At 61.6% G+C, this 20,097-nt stretch carries 16 protein-coding genes; 5 read left to right on the top strand and 11 right to left on the bottom strand.

The features are described from left to right. Positions 1-10: 10 nt before the first annotated feature. The gene (pqiB, locus tag L1071_RS15705; protein ID WP_246976899.1) at positions 11-1,654 is read right to left on the bottom strand and encodes an intermembrane transport protein PqiB; all 1,644 of its coding nucleotides are present in this window, start codon (positions 1,652-1,654) and stop codon (positions 11-13) included. Further along, positions 1,647-2,993 carry a paraquat-inducible protein A gene (locus tag L1071_RS15700; protein ID WP_246976942.1) on the bottom strand — a complete coding sequence of 449 codons (1,347 nt, stop codon included), beginning with the start codon at positions 2,991-2,993 and terminating at the stop codon, positions 1,647-1,649. The genes pqiB and L1071_RS15700 overlap by 8 nt, the downstream gene beginning before the upstream one ends. 271 nt (positions 2,994-3,264) lie before the next feature. Between L1071_RS15700 and L1071_RS15695 the strand changes: the two genes are divergently transcribed. Beyond that, positions 3,265-4,239: a calcium/sodium antiporter gene (locus tag L1071_RS15695; protein WP_246976896.1), complete on the top strand. Its 975-nt coding sequence runs from the start codon at positions 3,265-3,267 to the stop codon at positions 4,237-4,239. An 11-nt stretch (positions 4,240-4,250) separates the two neighbouring features. Here the strand turns inward: L1071_RS15695 and L1071_RS15690 are convergent, their stop codons facing one another. Genes L1071_RS15690 through L1071_RS15675 form a run of 4 tightly spaced genes read right to left on the bottom strand, consistent with a single transcriptional unit; the run spans position 4,251 to position 7,573 of the window. Continuing rightward, the gene (locus L1071_RS15690) at positions 4,251-5,192 is read right to left on the bottom strand and encodes an ArsA family ATPase (RefSeq protein WP_246976893.1); all 942 of its coding nucleotides are present in this window, start codon (positions 5,190-5,192) and stop codon (positions 4,251-4,253) included. 44 nt (positions 5,193-5,236) lie between these two features. After that, the gene (locus L1071_RS15685) at positions 5,237-5,533 is read right to left on the bottom strand and encodes a cory-CC-star protein (protein ID WP_246976890.1); all 297 of its coding nucleotides are present in this window, start codon (positions 5,531-5,533) and stop codon (positions 5,237-5,239) included. Next, on the bottom strand, positions 5,520-7,274 hold the full coding sequence (locus L1071_RS15680; RefSeq protein WP_246976887.1) for a carbon starvation CstA family protein: 1,755 nt from the start codon (positions 7,272-7,274) through the stop codon (positions 5,520-5,522). Before L1071_RS15680 ends, L1071_RS15685 begins: the two co-directional genes overlap by 14 nt. Further along, entirely contained in the window at positions 7,271-7,573 is a 303-nt protein-coding gene (locus L1071_RS15675; RefSeq protein ID WP_246976882.1) for a hypothetical protein, read from the bottom strand. Before L1071_RS15675 ends, L1071_RS15680 begins: the two co-directional genes overlap by 4 nt. A 41-nt stretch (positions 7,574-7,614) precedes the next feature. Here L1071_RS15675 and L1071_RS15670 point away from each other — a divergent pair, with 41 nt between their 5' ends. The 4 genes from L1071_RS15670 to cydC are packed head-to-tail and all read left to right on the top strand — an operon-like array spanning position 7,615 to position 13,463. Next, positions 7,615-9,036, top strand: coding sequence for a cytochrome ubiquinol oxidase subunit I (locus L1071_RS15670; protein ID WP_246976879.1), 1,422 nt, complete (start codon positions 7,615-7,617; stop codon positions 9,034-9,036). A gap of 3 nt (positions 9,037-9,039) precedes the next feature. Then, positions 9,040-10,041 carry a cytochrome d ubiquinol oxidase subunit II gene (cydB, locus tag L1071_RS15665; RefSeq protein ID WP_246976877.1) on the top strand — a complete coding sequence of 334 codons (1,002 nt, stop codon included), beginning with the start codon at positions 9,040-9,042 and terminating at the stop codon, positions 10,039-10,041. Positions 10,042-10,044: 3 nt separating this feature from the next. Then, positions 10,045-11,757, top strand: coding sequence for a thiol reductant ABC exporter subunit CydD (cydD, locus tag L1071_RS15660; RefSeq protein ID WP_246976875.1), 1,713 nt, complete (start codon positions 10,045-10,047; stop codon positions 11,755-11,757). 14 nt (positions 11,758-11,771) lie between these two features. Beyond that, positions 11,772-13,463: a thiol reductant ABC exporter subunit CydC gene (gene cydC, locus L1071_RS15655; protein ID WP_246976872.1), complete on the top strand. Its 1,692-nt coding sequence runs from the start codon at positions 11,772-11,774 to the stop codon at positions 13,461-13,463. Between the two features lie 22 nt (positions 13,464-13,485). On the opposite strand, the gene glpK is transcribed toward cydC, so the two are convergent. The 5 genes from glpK to L1071_RS15630 all read right to left on the bottom strand — a co-directional run bounded on the left by glpK (position 13,486) and on the right by L1071_RS15630 (position 20,004). Beyond that, entirely contained in the window at positions 13,486-14,994 is a 1,509-nt protein-coding gene (gene glpK, locus L1071_RS15650) for a glycerol kinase GlpK (protein ID WP_246976869.1), read from the bottom strand. A 51-nt stretch (positions 14,995-15,045) separates the two neighbouring features. Further along, positions 15,046-15,774 carry an MIP/aquaporin family protein gene (locus L1071_RS15645; protein WP_246976866.1) on the bottom strand — a complete coding sequence of 243 codons (729 nt, stop codon included), beginning with the start codon at positions 15,772-15,774 and terminating at the stop codon, positions 15,046-15,048. Positions 15,775-15,961: 187 nt separating this feature from the next. Continuing rightward, the gene (gene glpD, locus L1071_RS15640) at positions 15,962-17,476 is read right to left on the bottom strand and encodes a glycerol-3-phosphate dehydrogenase (RefSeq protein WP_246976863.1); all 1,515 of its coding nucleotides are present in this window, start codon (positions 17,474-17,476) and stop codon (positions 15,962-15,964) included. 271 nt (positions 17,477-17,747) lie between these two features. Continuing rightward, entirely contained in the window at positions 17,748-19,490 is a 1,743-nt protein-coding gene (locus L1071_RS15635; RefSeq protein ID WP_246976860.1) for a SulP family inorganic anion transporter, read from the bottom strand. A gap of 139 nt (positions 19,491-19,629) precedes the next feature. Continuing rightward, positions 19,630-20,004 carry a flagellar protein FlaG gene (locus L1071_RS15630; protein WP_246976857.1) on the bottom strand — a complete coding sequence of 125 codons (375 nt, stop codon included), beginning with the start codon at positions 20,002-20,004 and terminating at the stop codon, positions 19,630-19,632. Positions 20,005-20,097: the final 93 nt, after the last annotated feature.

The following is a 20,097-nucleotide window of genomic DNA, read 5'->3' as shown; positions in this document are numbered from 1 at the left end:
GTTATCTCGGTCATTGGCGTGGGGCCCTGGGTTGCGGATCTGGGGCGTCTTCGCTATCGAAGATCAGAGCGTTGGGCTTCTCGCTTAGCGTGCGCGCCACGGGTTGCAGGTCGCGCATCAACGACTCGAGCCGCGAAAGCGTATCGTTGAGTTCACGATAACCCTGCGAGTCGGGGGAGAAACCCTCCAGTGTGTCGCGGGTCTGGCGCAGCGTCTTGTTGAGATTGCCGGGTAGCTCGCGCGTGGCCGGGTCGTCGAGCAGCGCGTCCACCGAAGCGGCGATCTCGTTGACTTGCTGCATCGTGTTCTGGGTGGTCGCCAGCGTCTCGTTCAGGGAGTCGAGGACGGGCTCGATCTGCACGTCGTTGAGTTTGTCGAGCAGGTTCGAGACCTTCTCTTCGATCTGCGCCAGGCTGCCGGTGGTCGTCGGGAAAACCTTCTTGCCCTCGAAAGTGAGTGGCTCGTAAGGTTCGGGATCGTCGTGGAAGTTCAAGTCCACGAAAAGCGCCCCGGTGAGCAGGTTGCCTCGTTTGAGCGTCGCCCGTAGCCCGTGCTCGAACATGCCCTGGAGGCGCGTGCGCCATTCATCGGCATCGAAATCTTTTATGGTGTCGTCGAAACGCTGTGGCTCGATACGAATCAGTACGGGAATCGCAAAACGATCCAAGTCGTTGGGCTGTGGCGCGGCGAAACGCCACGGCACGGTTTCCACGGTGCCGACGCGCACGCCACGATATTCCACTGGGTCGCCGTGGCTAAGCCCGCGTACGGTATCCTCGACCAGTAGCACATAGTCGAGATAACGATCGAAGGTCCCTTCACGGGCACTTTCCTCATTGCCAAACAATTGATAGGTCGCCTCCGATTCGGCAGGCTGCCCCATCTCCACGTCCTCGGGGACCCCGAAGGTCACGCCACCCCCGATGAGCGATTCCATCGACTCGATATTGACCTGGAACCCCTGCGAGTTGAGGCGCAAGTCGACTCCTGATGAGACCCAGAAGCGAGTGGTGTCGGTGACCAACACATCATACGGCGACTGGATGTAGAGTCGGTGGCGCATTTCCTTCTTGTCGGGATCGAATTCGGTGTTCTCCACGCGGCCTACCGTGAAGCCTTGATAGGTGATCGGGTCGCCTGCGCTCAGGGAGCTACCCACCTGGCTGACCAGGTTGATGCGGATTCCCGGGGCATCGGGGGGCGCGACCGGCGGTTGGTCGAGCACATCGAAGTCGCGCTGGGACTCATCGCCGTGGCCTGGCAGCAATTGAATGTAGGCCCCTGACAGCACGGTCCCCAGACCGCTGATGCCCTCGCGGTCGATGCGTGGTTTGACGACCCAGAAGCGGGCTTCGTCATTGAGCATGCGTTCGGTATCGGGCTGCATGCGTGCGGTGATCACGGTATGCGACATGTCGTCGGAAAGCGTCACATCCTCGACGCGGCCGACCTCGACATTGCGTGTCTTGATCAACGTCTTGCCGGCTTCGATGCCTTCGGCGTTTTCCATTTGTAGCGTGATCGTGGGGCCGAGGCCGGAAAGGTTGTCGTAAAGCATCCATAGGCCGATGAGGATCGCCACCAGAGGGACGATCCAGATCGGCGAGAGGCGTCGGCGATGTTGGCGTGTCGCGCGCTGTGGAGCTTCAGGCATCGTCGGATTCCTTGCGTGGTGAAACGGTAGCGATACGTCGTGGCAGGCGGTCGCGCCACGCGCGTCGAGGCCGCTGGGGAAGATCGTCCCAGATCATGCGCGGGTCGAAACTATGAGCCGCCAACATGGTGATGATCACGACGCTGGCGAAGGAGAGAGCGGCAGGCCCGGGTTCTACCGAGACCAACTCGCCCGCGCGGATCAGCGCAACGAGGATGGCGACCACGAACACATCGACCATCGACCAGCGGCCGATGAACTCGGTGATGCGATAGAGGCGTACGCGGGTGACGTTGCTTAGCGGCTCGCCGCGATGGCGCACTGCGTAGCATAACCAGCCGAGTGCGAGAATCTTGCCGATGGGCACCACCACGCTGGCGGTGAAGATGATCACGGCGATGGGAATGTCGCCATGCTGCAGAAACAGCATGACGCCACCGATGATGGTCGAAGGTGAGGTGTTGCCCAGCGATGTCGTGCTCATGATCGGATAAAGGTTCGCCGGGACGTACATCACCACCGCAGCGAGCAGCAAGGCCAGCGTGCGCTGACGGCTACCGGGTGTCCGCGCGTGGAGCGTTTCTCCACAGCGTCGACAACGTCCGCGCCCTCGTTCATCGAGACGATTGACCAGCCCGCAGGTCCCGCATCCGCTCAAGCCTTGCGGCGTCGCAGACTCGCCCGAGCGGGCGCCTTCCGGTGCCAAGGGCTCGCTGGCCAGCGCGAACCACATCCAGTCGGTGTCGATGGACTGGGTCGTGAGCAACAACAACAAGGCGTAGGCACAAAACGTCCAGAATGAGAGCCCCAGGCTGACATCGGCCATCCCCGCCACTTTGATGAGACTAACCAGCGCGGCGATGACGAAGACATCGGCCATCATCCACGGTGTCAAATGTTTCAGGGTGCGGGCGATACCACGTGAATAGGGCAGAACGCGGCGCTTGAGAAGTCCCAGCGAGAGCCAGATGACGCCGCACAGATAGACCGTGGGCAGGATGATGACGGTCAGCAGTACGCAAATCGCCACCAGCGGTTCGTGGAAGCCAACCAGCGTCGAGGCGGTCTCGGTCAGCTCGATACGGTTGGTGACGCCACGTGCCTCGAAACTGATGAAAGGAAAGGCCACCGACAGCATAAGCATGACCAAGGCGGCGACGGCCAGTGCCAGACTACGTTCGGCAGGCTTGTCGTGGCGCGTGGCCAGCGTATGCTCGCAACGCGGGCAATCGGCTTTTTCCCGGGGGCGCAAGGGTGGCAGCGCCACCAGCAAATCGCATTCGTGACAGGCGCGCAGACGTCGCCGTGAGTGGCGCGTCGTTGCCACACCCGAGGCCATGTCGCGCGGTGGGTGCTGGGGTGCATGTGACGAATCGGTATCGACCAAACTCAGTCTCGCTCAAAGGTTTAGGGTGCCGGGTGACGTGTGCACTATAGCAAGTCGGCGCGCCACCTTTTTGTCTGAGGCGTTAGGATAACCAACAGAATACATTCACTTACGTATGTTTGTCAGTAGCGTGCCCGGCCAATTGCGTTAGAATAGCGCGGCATCGCGATAACATGCATGTTACGACGACGTTCAAGGGCAACGACATTCAAGGAGAAGTACCGTGCTGATGGCCATCATTGCCGTAGCGCTGGGGTTGGCGGTCCTGGTATGGAGCGCCGATCGATTCGTCGATGGTGCAGCGGCGACCTCACGCCACCTGGGGTTACCGCCGTTGTTGATCGGTATGGTGATCATCGGTTTCGGCACTTCGGCGCCGGAGCTGATGGTCTCGGGGCTTTCCGCATGGCAAGGCAATCCCGGCCTCGCGCTGGGTAACGCTTATGGTTCTAATATTGCCAATATTGGCCTGATCGTGGGCCTGGTGGCATTGTTCAGCCCATTGACCATGCACTCTCAAGTGTTGCGTCAGGAGCTTCCTCTGTTGGTGTTGGTGACCCTGGCCTCGCTGTGGTGCCTGCAGGATGGCGACGTTTCGCGCTGGGATGCCGTGTTACTGCTCGCGATGCTGGTAGCGTTTCTAACCTATAGCGTCATGCGGGGACGTCAGCAGGGCAGTGACACGCTGGCCGACAATACCACTGCTAACCTCGATACTCAGTCGATGTCGCTCAAGCGCGCGGTGACCTGGACCCTGGTAGGGTTGGTCATGTTGATCGCCAGCTCGCGCTTGCTGGTCTGGGGAGCGGTGGATATCGCCTCGGCGTTTGGAGTCAGCGATCTCATCATCGGGCTCACGGTCGTGGCCATCGGCACGTCGCTGCCTGAGCTTGCTTCGTCGATCAGTGCGGTACGCAAGAATGAACACGACCTGGTGATCGGCAACGTCGTGGGCTCGAATCTGTTCAATACCCTGGCGGTAGTGGGGTTGGCGGGCGTCATCACGCCTATCGACGTGGATGGCGCCGTCTTGGTACGCGACTGGCCGGTCATGCTGGCCCTGACTCTGGCGCTAACCGTGTTCGGCATCGGCTGGAAGAGACAGGGGCGCATCAACCGCGTAGAAGGCGCGCTGCTGCTAACCGCCTTTATCGTGTATACCGCGTGGTTGGTGATGTCGGTCGTCGGCGGACGCTAGGCGAATCCGAGTCAAGCATGCTCGTGCCAGGGCGAGAGCTCGCCTAGAGCCTCGCTGAGCGGACGCAGGTCCTCACTCGAGGCGGGCGCGTGGGGTTGATAGTCGATGCGTATGCGCGTGCGATCCGCAAACGCCGTCTCGAGCTGCTCGATCCACGGGCGCTGCTCCTCGCGCCAGTTGGTGAGCCACTGACTATCGACCTCGGCGGGCAGGCATTTGTTGATGACCACCGCGCCGACATGCAAGCCATTGGCCTCGAGCAGGTCACGCGTGCGGGCCGTTTCCAGCACCGGCAGGCGTTCCGGGTTGGCGACCAGGATCACCGCCGAGTGTGCAGAGCAGGTCAAGTGCTCGCGAGCGGCGGCGAGACGCCCACGGCGGCGCATCAACGCCTCCTGAATGGGGTCGTCGACCACCTCGCCGTCCCCCAGCCAGGCCTTGTAATCGTTACGCACCTTATGGCGACGTTGCATCAAGCCGTCCACCCAGGCGCCCATGATTTCCGGTAACGCCAGCAAGCGTACGGTATGGCCGCCCGGCGCGGTATCGAAGATCAGCCGATCATAGTCCTCGCCGGTATCCAGCAGCAGCCCGACCAGGGCATCGAACAAGGCGGCTTCCTCGGTGCCCGGTGCATGGCGGGCCAGATCGAGCTGGCGGAATACCGCCGCGCTGCGTTCGCCGCTTACCATGGGCTTGATGTTGTCCTTGACCTGCTCCAGGTAGCGCTGCGTTTCATGGTCGGGATCGAGTTCGACGACATCCAGGCCGGGGCGCATGCGCGTCGGTGTCGGGCCGGGCTGGCGCCCGAATAGATCGGCCAGGTTGTGGGCCGGGTCGGTAGACACCAGCAGGGTGTTCCAGCCGGCATCCGCACAGCTCAGCGCGTAAGCGGTCGCACAGCTGGTCTTGCCGACGCCGCCCTTGCCACCGAAAAACAGGCTCTTGGCCATATCGACTTTTTCTCCTCGATTGTGCCACGCGTCATCGACGCTGCTCAGCAGCAGCGAAAACCGTCTAGGGGCGAGCGGGGCATGCCCTGGCGCTGATGCCACTCATGAAAGCGGTCCAGCATGTAGGGATAAAGTTCCAGGGTCATGTCGCCGACGGGGTTGGGGATTCCCATCATGTCGCAGAAGCACAGCAGCATGAAGAGATCTTCTTCATCCTGAAGCTCGCGGGCGATCTCACGACGGTGCTGAAGGCTCAGCACCGCGTCGTAGCCCTCGATGATTTGTTTGAGCCGCGACCGCCAACCGACGGGCGCGGCGTTGTCGTCGTCAGCGCGACTCATCGGAACTCAACGACTCCTGGGAGGCTGTCGGGCCCTGGCGGAAGCTTCGCGAGGCCTCGAGCAGGATCCATAGCGCGAAGACCAAGATCAAGCTACCGAAGGTGAACAGCAGCAAGTTGCGGTCAGCATCGCCAAAGCCTGACCAGGTGAAGATTACCTGCTGCCCCATGGCCCACAGCGTCATCACCAGCAGGAACAGCATGGGCACCAATGTGAAGACCACCGGGCGACCTTGGCGCTTGAGCCATACCGATACCAGCATCAGGGTGATGCCTGCCAGCAGCTGGTTGCTGGTGCCGAACAGCGGCCACAGCAAGTAACCGCCGGAGCCGAAGCCCTTGGGTCCTTCCGGCAGGATCACCAGCGCGGCGCTGGCGATGACGGCAATGCTGGTCGCGACGTGTTTGCGTGCGATCACTGGCATGCCGTATTCGGTGCCCAGTTCGGCGATGATGTAGCGCATCAGACGTATAGCGGTATCCAGCGTGGTGGCGGCGAAGCTGACTACGATTACCGCGACCAGGGTCGAGCCCATGTGCTCGGGAATGCCGAGGTTGGCGATCAACTGCCCGGCACCTTTCACAAAGGAACCGAGCCCGTTGGAACCGGCGGCCGTAAAGCTTGAATAGGTAGCGGTGAAATCTGCGCTGGAGGCGAATAGCGTGCCCACGGCGATGATCGCGATCAGTGCCAGCATGCCTTCACCCAAGGCGCCGCCGTAGCCGATCATGCGCGCGTCGGTTTCCTTGTCGATCTGCTTGGAGGTGGTGCCCGAGGCGACCAGGCCATGGAAGCCGGAAATCGCCCCGCAGGCGATGGTGATGAACAGCAGCGGGTACCAGCTGACCTCGGCTTCAGCGTTGACGCTGGGTGCGGTCATCTCCGGTGCCCCGAAGAACAACCCCAGATACAGCAGGGCGAGCCCCACCACGAGCTGATGCGAGTTGATATAGTCACGCGGCTGCAAGAGCTTCCAGACCGGCAGCGTCGAGGCGATGTAGACGTAGGCCATCAGCACCACGATCCACACCAGGAAGGCCATCGAGGTAGCGTTGAAGCCTCCTGCCACCGCTGTGTCGGTGCCGCCGAACCAACTGACCAGATCGAACTGAAGTATCGGGACTTCGCTGGCCAACAACGCGGTGGCATACATGACGACAAGGGCGATCACTGAAGGTAGGAGCATCGACCCTGAATGACGATAGACGCGATAGCCGATCCATACTGCCAGCGGAATCTGGATGAGCACCGACAGCACGCTGGCGGGGAAGGTGATGAAGAGGTTGGCGATGACCCAGGCGAAGACTGCATTGAGCATCAATACCAGGATCAGAATGATAAACAGAAAGAGCAGCTTGGCGCGTTGACCGATCAACTTGTTGGCCAGTGTGCCGACGGAGTGCCCCTTATGACGATTGGAAAGCACCACGGCGCCGAAGTCATGCACGCCGGCGGCGAACACGGTACCCAGCACGACCCACAGGATAGCCGGCAGCCAGCCCCAGTAGATAGCGATGGCAGGCCCCACGATAGGGGCTGCGCCAGCCACCGAGGTAAAGTGGTGTCCCCATAGAATCCACTTGTTGGTGGGCACGTAGTCGACGCCGTCTTGATAGGTGTGAGCGGGCGTTTGGAAATCGGGGTCGAGTCGGTAAATGCGTTCAGCGATGAACTTCGAATAGAAGCGATAGCCTATCACGAAACACACGGCGCCGAAGATGGCGATCCAAATAGCGTTCATGGGTGATCCTTGTCGATAACGAGCATGATGCGATGGCGTTGCATGCCCGGCAGTGCACGGTTTGAGAGTAATGACCCTACCAAAGAATGATGGCGTTTTCCGTTAGACGAACGATGCAGAACGAAGGCGGCTGCGACATTGGCGCGCATGCGGCAATTTGCCTTGCGGCAACGCGACACATACGAAACCCCGCCGTAGCGCTTTTTAAGGCTATATAAAGCCTCTACGATGAATGGGTATCGGAGGCGAAATAAGAACATCCAGACGGCGGGGCTTTTCGGCAGTGTGGTCACCGTCATTCCGATGACCTTTTGATTATGTGGGCTTCAAGGAGTCAGCCATGGCGCTAGATCCGATTCTCCTGTCACGATTGCAGTTCGCATTCGTGGTTTCCTTTCATGCCATCTTCCCGGTCTTCACGATTGGGCTGGCGTCCTATATCGCCGTGCTACAGGGCCTGTACGTGTCCACGGGCAACCGCGTCTGGGACCGCCTCGGCTTGTTCTGGACCAAGGTCTTCGCGGTGGTCTTCGGCATGGGCGTGGTGTCCGGGATCGTGATGGCGTTCCAGTTCGGGACCAACTGGAGCAACTTCGCGCAGATGGCGGCGAACTTCATCGGCCCGATGCTGAGTTACGAGGTAATCACGGCCTTCTTCCTCGAAGCCGGCTTCCTGGGGGTCTTGCTGTTCGGCCGGCATCGTGTCTCGCCGGCGGTGCACTTCTTCGCCGCGCTGATGGTCGCCGTGGGTACGTTCATCTCGGCATTCTGGATCCTGGCCACTAACAGTTGGATGCAGACGCCCGATGGCTATGAGATTCGCGAGGGGGTAATCCATGTGACCTCTTGGGTCGATGCGATCTTCAACGCGTCCTTCCCGTACCGCTTCACGCACATGGCCTTGGCCGCGTTCTTGACCGGCGGCTTTGTGGTGACCGGGGTCAGTGCCTGGTTCCTGCTGCGGGGTCGTGAGGTCGATGCTCACAAGCGCGCGCTGTCGATGACGCTATGGTTGTTGCTGTTTCTGGCGCCGCTGCAAGCCTTCGTCGGCGATGAACACGGCCTGAATACGCTGGAACACCAGCCGATGAAAATCGCCGCCATGGAAGGCAACTGGGAAACCCAGTCGAACGTGCCGCTATTGCTGTTCGCATTGCCGGACCGAGACCTGCAGGCCAACCGCGTGGAGATCGGCATCCCCAATGGCGCCAGCCTCATCCTTCGCCACGACCCAGACGGCGTTGTACCGGGGCTCGATCAAATCGACCGCGCGCAGCAGCCGCCGGTGTGGATCACCTTCTATAGCTTCCGCGTGATGGTGGCATTAGGACTCTTGATGATCGCCTTCGCCGTTGCCGGACTGGTGCTACGCAAGGGCGGACGCGTGTATCGCAGTCGCTGGTTCTTGCGCGGGCTGCAAGGCATGAGTCTGGCGCCGTTCGTGGCGGTGGTCGCGGGCTGGTTCGTGACCGAAACCGGGCGCTCGCCGTGGCTGATCTATGGCGTGCTGGATTACGCCGATGCCATCACGCCGTCGTTGAGTGGTGGCATGGTGCTGTTCACGTTGCTGGGCTACATCGCCGTCTATGCCGTGATCTTCATCGCCGGTGTCTATTACCTGTGCAAGGTAATCAATCAGGGCCTCGATGAACACGACGACACGGAGGAGCCGGATAGCCACGACCGCCCGGCGCGGCCCATGTCCGCCGCCCACGTGCCCTTCGATGATGCGCGCGACGACCGCGCCCCGAACAGGAGCTAAGCCATGGAAATGTTCGATCTCTCGTTGATATGGGCCGTCATCATCGCCTTCGGCGTGATCATGTACGTGCTCATGGATGGTTTCGACCTGGGGCTGGGTATACTGTTTCCCTTCGCCCCGGACGAAGACGCGCGTGACGTGATGATGAATTCCGTCGCTCCGGTATGGGACGGCAACGAGACGTGGCTGGTACTGGGAGGTGCCGGGCTGATCGGAGCCTTCCCGCTGGTCTATTCGATCCTCTTGCCGGCGATGTACATCGGGGTCTTTCTGATGCTAGCGGGCTTGATCTTTCGTGGCGTGGCCTTCGAGTTCCGCTTCAAGTCACGGCGTACGCGCAATTGGTGGAATGCGGCCTTTGCCGGCGGCTCCTTCGTGGCGGCCTTCGCCCAGGGCGCCGTAGTGGGGGCCTATATCGAAGGTTTCGAGACCGCCGATCGCGTGTTCACCGGTGGGGCGCTCGACTGGCTGACGCCGTTTTCAGTGATTACCGGTCTCGGGCTGGTGGCCGGCTATGCATTGCTCGGTGCGACCTGGCTGGTGCTCAAGTCCGAAGGCCATGTGCGTGACTGGGCGCGCAGCCTGGTACCCAAGTTGCTCGCTGGCGTGGTGTTGGTCTTCGTCATCGTCAGCTTGTGGACGCCGTGGATCGATCCGGGCGTCTGGGAGCGCTGGTTCAACCATATGCAGGTGATCTGGCTACTGCCGGCACTGGCCTTGGCTTGCGTGGTCGGCATCTATGCCGCCAACCGCAAAGGGCGTGAGCTGATGGCGTTTTTGCTCACACTGGGGATGTTCATCTTCACCTACATGGGGTTGCTGGTGAGCCGCTGGCCGTATGTCATTCCGCCGGACTACACCCTGTGGGATGCGGCATCCGCCCCCGAATCGCAGTTCTTCCTGTTGATCGGCGTACTGTTCGTGGTGCCCATCATCCTGACCTACACCGCCTGGTCGTACTGGGTGTTCCGCGGCAAGGTGCGTGTCGGCGAGGGGTATCACTGAGCCGTGTCTCGATCTCAAGCACAAACCCCGGCGCGTGCGTCGCGCCAATGGCTGGCCGCGCAATCCCGCGAGGTGCGCGGCTACCTGAGCCTTGCCATCGCTGCCGGTGTCGTCGGCGGGCTGGCGACACTGGCGCAACTGGGCCTGATGGCGTGGCTGATCAGCGCCGTCGTGGTCCACGAGTCGGCCTTGGTGACGCTATGGCCTTATGCGGCGGCGTTGGCTGGGGCGGTGATCGTGCGCAGCCTGGCGCAGTGGCTGCAGGAGACCTGCGGTCTGGAAGCCGGGCTGCGCGTCAAGGCACGCGTGCGCGCCCAGGTGCTCGATCATCTCGCGGCGCTGGGGCCGGTGTCTCTGGCCGAGCGACATAGCGCCGGCAGTACCGCGCAACTGGTCGATCAGGTCGAGGCGCTGGAAGGCTATATCGCACGGTACGTACCTCAGGCCACGCTGGCGGTGGTAGTGCCGCTGATCTTTCTCGGTGTGGCATTCTCGCTGGACTGGTTGGCGGCGTTGTTTTTCTTGATCGCGGCGCCGCTGATTCCGCTTTTCATGGCGTTGATCGGCATGGGCGCCCAGCGCTTAAACGAGCAGCAGTTCCAGGCCATGACGCGTCTCGCAGGGCATTTTCTCGACCGCGTGCGCGGGCTGACCACCTTGCAGCTATTCGGCCGTACCCGCCAGGCCACCGAGGAAGTCACGGCGGTGGCCGACGACTATCGGCGGCGCAACATGAAAACGCTGCGCGTGGCGTTTCTCTCCTCGGCGGTGCTGGAATTCTTCGCCTCGGTGTCGATTGCGGTGATCGCCATCTACATTGGCTTCGGGCTGCTGGGCTACATCCAGTTTGGTCCGGCCGATCAACTGACGCTGTTCAGCGGGTTGTTCCTGCTGTTCATGGCGCCGGATTTTTTCCAGCCGCTGCGCTTGCTGGCGCAGCATTATCACGACCGTGCCAGTGCCCTGGGCGCCGCCGAGGGCTTGCGTGCCTTGCTTGCGCAGACGCCACCCCAGGGCCCACGCATGGCGCCTCTAGACAGTGACGACGACACGGCGCCACTACGGGCGCGCTTGGCTGGCGTCAGCGTGGCGCATGCCGGGCGCGGTCGCGTGTTGGGGCCGCTCGATCTCGATATCGCCGATGGCGAGGTAGTGGCGCTGGTGGGACCCTCGGGCGCCGGCAAGTCGACGCTGCTGCAAGTGCTCGCCGGCTTCGTCGATGCCGAGTCGGGCGAGGTTTTATTGCATGCCGAGTCACGCTTGGCCTGGCTCGATCAGCGTCCGTTCCTGATGCAGGGCACGTTGGCCGAGAATTTGCGTCTGGTCGCGCCCGAGGCCAGTGACGAGCGGTTGCGCGAGGCGCTGACCGCAGCACAGCTCGGTGACTTGCTGAATGCCTTGCCGGAGGGGCTCGAAACTTTCCTCGGCGAGCGCGGCCTGGGGCTTTCCGGCGGGCAGGCCAGCCGCCTGGCGCTGGCACGGGTATTTCTCAGCGATGCGCCGCTGGTGTTGCTCGACGAACCCACGGCAAGTCTCGATCCCGATAGCGAGCGCCGCGTGATCGAGGGGCTCAAGCAATTGGCCGCCCAAGGCCGCACCTTGGTGATCGCCACGCACCATCCCGCCGTCATGGCCATGGCCGACCGCGTGTTGCGTCTTGAGGCGGGGCAGTTGCATTCACATGATGTACCGACGTCGCCGGAGGCCTTGTCATGAAGGAGCCCACTATCATGAAAGGGTCCACTAGAAAGGCGCTGGGCCCATGGTTGCGCCTGATGGTCGAGCGGCGTACACGCTTGTTGATCGGAGCGTTGCTGATGCTGGCGACGCTACTATTTGCAATCGGGCTGCTGACGCTATCGGGCTGGTTCATTACCGCTACCGCGTTGACCGGCATGACACTCGCGGCGGGTGGCGCGGCGACGCTGGACGTCTTCACCCCGGGCAGCGGGATTCGCTTCTTCGCCGTGGGGCGCACCGCCGCGCGTTACGCCGAGCGGCTCTATAACCACGACACCGTGCTGCGCCTGTTGGCGGATATTCGCGGACGGACCTTTGCTGGCCTGTCTCGACTGTCGGGGCGTGAACTGGCGCGCTATCGCGCCGGCGAATGGCTCAACCGGCTGACCGCCGACATCGACGCGCTCGACAATCTCTACCTGCGCTTACTGGCGCCGCCGTTGGTGGGACTGTTGGCGATTCTCGTCGTCGCCGGCATTCTGGCGCTGGCCATGCCGGCACTGGGCGGCGTGCTGCTGGCGATCATGCTGCCATTGTGGGTGATTGTCACGCTGGGCATGGCCGTGGCAGGGCGTGGCCCCAGCGCGCGACGCGTCGAGACGCTGGAACGCTTGCGCGTGCGCGCCCTGGAGCATTTACAAGGCCTGGCCGAGCTGCGCACCTTCGGCGTACTCGGCGCTCACCGAGAAAGGGTGGAGCATGAGCAGCGGATGTTGCTCGACGATCAGCGGCGTCTAGCCCGCCGCGCCGCACTGGGTAATGCGCTGGTCACTTTGAGCGTGCAAGGCGCCGCCGTGGCGATACTCTGCCTGGCGCTGCTGGCGTTCGCTGCGGGCGATATATCGGCGCCCGTCGCGAGCATGTTGCCACTGGCGGTGCTGGCGCTGAATGAAGGCCTTGCCATGCTGCCGGGCGCCTTCGTGCAACTCGGGGCCACGCGTACGGCGGCCGCGCGGCTCAATGCCGAGGCGGCGGCGCCTGCGAGTGACGACGACGAGACCACTCTGGCGAGCGACGAGGCGCCGTCGCTTACCTTCGAAGCGGTGACGCTGCGTTACCCGGGCATGGGCACTACGCCTGCGCTCGAAGACGTCAATCTGCATGTGGCTGCCGGCGAGCGTTTCGCCGTGCTGGGCCCTTCGGGCAGCGGCAAGTCGAGCCTTGCCCAACTGGTCGTCCGCGCGTTCGATCCCGATGCGGGCAGCGTGCAACTGGACGGGCAAGATCTACGCCGCCTGGCGCCGCAAGCGTTGCGCGGACGGCTTGCTTACCTGACCCAGCACACCGAGCTCTTTCATGCCTCGCTGGCGGACAATCTGCGTCTGGGATTGCGGGTGGATCACGACTTGGACGAAGCGGCCGTTGAACGTGCCTTGTGGCAGGCGCTATGGATCGTCGATCTGGATGGCTGGGCGCGCCAACTGCCACACGGGCTCGAGACCTGGGTCGGCGAAGCCGGGCGGCAGCTTTCTGGCGGGCAGGCGAGACGCGTGGCGCTGGCCCGGGTGATCCTCCGCGATGCGCCGCTGGTGTTGCTCGACGAACCGCTGGCGGGACTGGACGCTACCACGGCGGCGACGGTGGCCGAGCGTCTCGACATCTGGCTCGACGGGCGCACGGCGCTGATGTTTGCTCATAACCGCAACGCCCTACCGCGCTGCGATAGGGCGTTAGTGCTATAACTAAAAATGCGGCAAGTACGGCTTACGAAGCGACATGAAAGCCCATGGTCGCTTGGACGGCACGCTTCCAGCCCTCATAAAGTTCGTCGCGCTTTTCTACGCCCATCTGAGGGGTGAAGCGGCGATCCATGACCCATTGCTTGGCAATCTGCTCGCGTGATTCCCAGAAGCCCAGTGCCAGGCCGGCTAGATAGGCGGCACCCAGCGCGGTGGTTTCGTTGATCGCGCAACGCAGAACATCCGTACCCAGAATGTCGGCCTGAAACTGGGCGAGAAAATCGTTGGCGATGGCGCCGCCGTCGGCACGCAGTTCGGTGAGCTCGAGACCCGCATCGGCCTGCATGGCGTGGAGGACGTCCGCGCTCTGGTAGGCCATGGACTCCACCGCTGCACGGATGAAATGTTCCTTGCTCGTGCCGCGCGACAGACCGAACATCGCGCCGCGCACGTTGGAGTCCCAGTAAGGCGCGCCTAGACCGGTGAACGCCGGTACGAGGTAGACGCCGTCGTTGTCGCCGGCGCGTTCGGCATAGGCTTCTGAATCGGAAGACTTGCCAAGCATGCGCAGGCCGTCGCGCAGCCACTGAATCACCGAGCCGGCGACGAAAACGCTGCCCTCCAGAGCGTATTCGAGCTGGCCGTCTATTTCCCAGGCGACGGTCGTGAGCAGGCCGTTTTCAGAGGGTGTGGCTTCCGGGCCGGTGTTCATCAGCGTGAAGCAGCCCGTGCCATAGGTGTTCTTGGCCATGCCAGGCTTGAAGCAGGCCTGTCCGAACAGGGCGGCTTGCTGGTCACCGGCCATACCTGCGATGGGAAGTTCATTACCGAAGAAATATTTCGGCAGCACCGTGCCATAGACTTCACTGCAGGATTTGACCTCGGGCAGCATCGATTCGGGCACGCCGAACAACTCAAGGAGTTCCGGGTCCCATTGACGGTTGCGGATGTTGAACATCATCGTCCGCGAAGCATTAGTCACGTCGGTGACATGCACCTCGCCGCCGGTGAGGTTCCACACCAGCCAGGAATCGATGGTGCCAAACAGCAGCTCGCCGTTGTCGGCTTTTTCCTTGACGCCGTCGACATTGTCGAAGATCCACTTGAGCTTGGTGCCCGAGAAGTACGCATCGATCACCAGGCCGGTCTTGTCGCGGATCATATCCGCATGCCCGGCTTCACGCAGCTCATCGCAGATCTCGGCCGAATGGCGTGATTGCCAGACGATGGCGTTATAGACCGGCTGCCCGGTGTTCTTGTCCCACACGACAGTGGTTTCGCGTTGGTTGGTGATGCCGATGCCGGCAATTTCCGAGACATCGACCTGCGTGTTGTTGATCACCTCGGTGAGCGTGGTCAGCACGCTGGTCATGATGTCGCGCGGGTTGTGCTCCACCCAGCCCGGCTGCGGGAAGATCTGCTCGAACTCGCGCTGGGCGATGCCGGCGATCTGACCGTCATGATCGAATAGCATCGAGCGGGAACTGGTCGTACCTTGGTCGATCGCGAGTATGTATTTCTTTGCATTGCTCATGGAAGGTCACTCCTCGTGTTCGTTGCGAAAAAATCGATCAATCTGAACGGGTTAGTAGACGTAGGCAACAAGCGCCGCCAACGTGCTACCGATGACAGGGCCCGCTATCGGTACCCACGCATAGCGCCAGTCGTTAGAGCCCTTGTTCTTGATGGGCAGTACGGCGTGGGCAATGCGCGGGCCCAGGTCGCGCGCCGGATTGATGGCATAGCCGGTCGTCCCGCCCAGCGAAGCCCCGATCGAGACCACCAATAGCGCGACCGCCAAGGGTCCGAGGCCAGACGGCGTGTTACCGAACATGAGGATCACGAAGATCAGCACGAATGTGCCGATGATCTCGCTGACCAGGTTCCAGCCATAAGATCGGATGGTCGGTGCCGTGGAGAAAGTGGCGAGTTTGAGCGCGCCATCTTCGGTGTCATCGTACTGTTTCTTGTACGCCAGATAGCAAACGATCGCCCCTAGAAAACCGCCGATGAACTCGGCCACAAAGTAGGTGAGGGTGGTGACGAAATTGATCGGAATACCCTCGGCATACTCTTTGGCGGGGCCGATCAGCAGGGCCAATGTCACGGCTGGATTGATATGCGCACCGGTATCGAAGGCAACGTACACACCGCAGAACACGGCAAGCCCCCAGCCGAAGAAGATCACGATGCCATCGCTGCCGTTACCGTTCGTCTTGTTCAGCAGGACGTTGGCCACCACGCCGCAGCCCAGCAGCGTCAGAAACGCCGTTCCGGCGATCTCGTGAACCAGTATCGTTTCTACGATTCCCATGAGTACCCCTCGCTGTGATGAGTATCACGGTCGGATAAGGTGGGATTTGCATGCCCTACAATGTTGTTGGAGATGCGGGCTATAAGCTGGCGAGTCATGATTTTCCTCCTTGTTGTTGTGCCACTCGTGCGGATGGCGATTGAATGGGTGTCTTTATTCCTATGCGCTACGTGGTGTGCTCCTATGCCTATGGATTGGCTTCAGTTGGCTCAGTGGAGGAATGGGCCAGATAATCGGCTAGCCGGGAGCGTTCATCGTCATCGAGACGCAGCCCCAGCTTGGATCGCCGCCAGAGAATGTCCTCGGCCGTGTGTGCCCATTCGTGATCGCGCAGATAATCGACTTCGGCGGCATACAGATCGGCACCAAAGTGCTCACCCAGATCGTCCAAGCTTTTGGCGTCTCCCACGATGTCGCGCACGCGGGTGCCGTAGTTGAAGACCATACGATTGGCCATGCCCAGTGGAATGAAGGGATGACTGGCCTGTAGCGACTCGAACAGATGCTGGGGTTTCGCTTCTTCGCCACCGGGCAGTGGATGACCTTTACCGGTCCAGGCTTTTGCTTGGTTGCCGAGTTCGGGAGCCAGTTGATCGACAGCGTCTTCAGCCAGCCGCCGATAGGTCGTCAACTTGCCGCCGAAGACGTTGAGCAGTACAGCGCCAGCGGAGGTATCGAGCTGGATGCGGTAATCGCGAGTGATCTCGCTGGCGTTGTCCTCGTGATCATCGAGCAGGGGGCGTACGCCGGAGTAGCTCCAGACGATATCGCCAGGGGCGATAGACTGTTCGAAGTAGCGATTGGCCGACTCGCAGAGATACTCGATTTCGTCTTTCGCGATGGTGGCCTCGCCGGGGGCGCCATCGTGCTCGACGTCGGTCGTCCCGATGAGCGTGAAGTCGCGCTCGTAGGGAATGGCGAATACGATGCGTCCATCGGGCTGCTGGAAGATGTAAGAGTAGGCATGGTCGAACAGCTTGTTGACCACGATATGGCTGCCCTTGATCAGGCGCAGCGAATACGGGTGATCCAGCGAAGTGGCCTCGTCGAGAAAGCGCACGGCCCAGGGCCCGGCCGCATTGACCAGTCCGCGGGCGGCGACCTCGATCGACTCGCCCTCGGCGGTGCGCAGGGTGACGGTCCATCCATCGGAGCCGCGTACGGCAGTTTCGGCACGCGTGCGGGTCATGATGCGGGCGCCACGATTGGCTGCATCCATGCAGTTGAGCACCACCAGCCGGGCATCCTGAACCCAGGCGTCCGAGTAGACGAAGCCCTTGGTGAACTCGGGTTTCAGCGGTGTTCCTGCCGGATGATCGGCGAACTTGATGCCGTGCGAGCCCGCGAGCGTCTGTTTTCCACCCAGGTGGTCGTACATGAAAAGCCCTGTGCGGATCATCCAGGCCGGGCGTAAATGCTTCTGGTGAGGCAGGATGAAGCGCATCGGCCAGATGATGTGCGGTGCCGCCTTGAGGAGTATTTCTCGCTCGGAGAGGGCTTTGGCCACGAGCTTGAATTCGTACTGCTCGAGATAACGCAGGCCACCGTGGATCAGCTTGGTCGAAGCGGATGACGTATGGCTAGCGAGATCATCCGCCTCGACGAGTAGCACCGAAAGACCTCGGCCTGCAGCATCACGCGCGATGCCCGCACCGTTGATACCGCCGCCGATGACAATCAGATCGTAGGTTTCGTTGCGCATGTTCGGTTCCGCTCACTAGTGTTCGAGTTAGATCATTGTGGCGCGGAATCGAACATTTTTAATTAGGCAAAAAGTAGTAGACGCTATTTTTGTCTATGGCTGAGATCGAGTATATGGACCCGAGGCCGACCTGATAGGGCCTCGGTGAGCGCATGGTGGGGTTCGTCAGTGAAAAAGCGAATCGATGTGAAAATTTCGAAATTCGGATCAGAATATTAGCGATCCCCGTCGGCAAGCATGTCGTCGATAAGGTGAAGGCGCTGGTGGAAGGCTAAGAAGACGAGGCGTCCTGAGTCGGTTTCACGACGGTTTTCTCATCGTGTAGCGCTTCCCAAGCGTAATAAGTGCTGAGGAAGACGTCGCCGGTGAGGTGGTCGAGGAAGTCGCTTTGCTTGAGTTTGTCCATAACCGGGCCTTTCACTTCGGCGAGGTGCAGCTTGACCTGCGAGTCGTCGAGGCGGGAATTGATGGCTTCCAGGCTTTCCAGCGCCGAGGCGTCGATGAGGTTGACCGCTGAGCTGATCAGCACGACATGCTTGAGCGCCGGGCGTTCGGCGACCATGGCGTAGACGGTGTCCTCGAGATAACGCGCGTTGGCGAAGTAAAGGCTTTCGTCGACGCGCAACAGTGCCACGCTGGGGTCGTGCTCGGTGGTGTAGCGCTCGACATTGCGGAAGTGCTCGGTGCCCGGAACGCGGCCCACCAGGGCGCTATGCGGTCGGCTGGTGGTGTAGAGGAACAGCGCCAACGAAAGTCCCACGCCGACCATTACGCCGACTTCAACGCCGCTGACGAAGGTCAGCACGATGGTCGCCAGCATGGCGGCGAAATCGCGCTTCGAGTAGTGCCAGGTACGCTTGAGGCCGCGCGCGTCGAGCAACGTGAAGGTCGAGACGATGATGCTGGCGGCGAGCGTGGCGATGGGTAGAAAGTGGATCAGCGGCGTGAGGTAGAGCGTCACCAGCGCCACGCCCAGGGCGGCGAAGCTGCCGGCGGCCGGCGTGCGTGCGCCGGCATCGAAGTTGATTACCGTGCGCGACAGGCTGCCCGTCACCGGCATGCTGCTGCTCACGGCGGCGGCGAGGTTGCTGCCGCCCAGCGCGAAGAGTTCCTGATCGGGCGAGATACGCTGGCGACGCTTGGCGGCCAGCATCTGCGCCAGCGATACCGACTCGATGAAGCCCACCAGACTGATCAGAAACGCCGGCATGAGTAGCGTGCTGATCAAGGTCGGGTCGAGCGAGGGCAGCGCCAATGGTGGGAGATGGCGCGGAATCTCGCCGACCACGGCCACGCCGTGCGCCTCCAGGTTGAATGCCCATACCAGCAGGGTCGAGATCATGACGGCAATGATCGGCCCGGCCTTGGTGATGAAGCCACTCAAGGTGGTAGTCATGCCCAGACGGCGCAGCGTGGGGCCGGCGCGGCGCATTCCCATCAGAAACGCCAGCGAGCCAAGACCGATCAAGGCGGTGAGTACGTTGAAATCCTGCCAGTGCGTGATTAGCCCAGCGAGCTGTTCGATCAGCGTGAAGCCGGACATCGTGATGCCCAGCAAGTTGCCCAGTTGGCTAGTGGCGATCAACACGCCCGAGGCGCTGAGCAGGCCGGAAACGACCGGATGACTCAGAAAGTTGGCGAAGAAGCCCAGCCGGAAGACGCCCATCAGCATCAGCATGCCGCCGGACAAGAACGCCAGCGTTGCCGCGGCCTCGCTGTAGGCGACGGTCCCCGTGGCGACGATGTTTGATAACGCCGCGGCCGTCATCAAGGCGACGATCGCCATGGGTCCTACAGCGAGTGTGCGGCTGGTACCGAAGACGGTATACGCGATCAACGGCAGCATGCTGGCGTAGAGGCCTGTCACCGCCGGCAATCCGGCGAGTAGGGCGTAGGCCAACGCCTGCGGGATGACCATCAAGGTGACGATGACGGCGGCGAAGAGATCCTGGGATAGCGTGTGGCGGTCGTAGCTCGGCAGCCACTCGACGATGGGAAAGTAACGCTTGAGCATCCGGATCTCGTTGGTGTGCTAGGAGGTCAGGCTTCTGAGCGAAATGATATAACGCTAGAAGTGTTTCTAATAGCCACTAATGGTGCGGCGTGCAGGCCGTGTGTGCAAGTACGAGGGATGACGCAAGGCGTCTTCTAAATCACACTTCCCATTCGATCAGCCGGCCCTGGCGTTGCTCCAGGGTCTCGGCGATGCGTAGCACCTCTTCGCTGGGAATCTGACGGATCAACTCCTGGCTGTCGCGGTCGACGATACGGGTCACGATCCGTCCCTCGTATTCCGACAACTCAAACTGGATGTTGTAGGAGCGCATGACCTCGTTGACGCGGTCGATGGGCTCGGCAAGCTCGCTCATGGTCAAGGCCGAGGGCGCCGAGATTCCCTGCGCGTCATTATCGGACTGGATATGGGCCAGGGCCATATCCAGTCGCTGGCGACCGCTCAGCGGGTTGGGTGTGATGTTGGCGGTGGCAGGACCGCTATTGACGGGAAATTCAGGAATGTTCGACGACATACGTGTCCCCTGTGTCGTTATCGCTTTTATTATCGAACGGTGCCGTAGCACCTAAATCGTTAGATTGCGGCTAGGTCGTTAGATTGCGGGACA

It is taken from the genome of Chromohalobacter sarecensis (genome assembly GCF_023061135.1).
Taxonomy (GTDB): domain Bacteria; phylum Pseudomonadota; class Gammaproteobacteria; order Pseudomonadales; family Halomonadaceae; genus Chromohalobacter; species Chromohalobacter sarecensis.
This window is presented reverse-complemented; position numbering and strand designations above follow the sequence as displayed.